The sequence below is a fragment of the Roseateles sp. P5_E1 genome (assembly GCF_054049335.1).
Map to the genome: position 1 here is coordinate 1 of NZ_JBFUMN010000542.1, position 500 is coordinate 500.

Here is a 500-nt window from a genome sequence, read left to right on the forward strand (position 1 = left end):
GGCTGGACACCTCGGCCAGCTTTGAAACCCGCGCCGCCGCGCTGGTGGGGCAGATGACCCTGGAGGAAAAGGCCGCCCAGATGTAGAACGCCGCGCCCGCCATCGAGCGTCTGGGCGTGCCGGCCTACGACTGGTGGAACGAAGGCCTGCACGGTGTGGCGAGGGCAGGGCAGGCCACCGTCTTCCCGCAGGCAATCGGGCTGGCGGCCACCTTCGACGTGCCGTTGATGGCGCAGGTTGCGACCACCATCAGCGACGAGGCGCGCGCCAAGCATCACCAGTTCATACGCGAGGGGTCGCATGGCCGCTACCAGGGCCTGACCTACTGGTCGCCGAACATCAACATCTTCCGCGATCCGCGGTGGGGCCGGGGCCAGGAAACCTACGGAGAAGACCCGTACCTGACCGCGCGCATGGGCGTGGCCTTCGTGCACGGCCTGCAGGGCGACGACCCGGTGTACCGCAAGCTCGACGCAACGGCCAAGCACCTGGCCGTACAC

1 protein-coding gene is annotated in these 500 nt (G+C 68.4%); it reads left to right on the plus strand.

What is annotated here, in order from left to right:
- Window positions 1–116: 116 nt before the first annotated feature.
- Window positions 117–500 (plus strand): glycoside hydrolase family 3 N-terminal domain-containing protein (locus tag ACXJKJ_RS32545; RefSeq protein WP_457395905.1); only part of this gene is annotated, 384 nt, incomplete at its 3' end.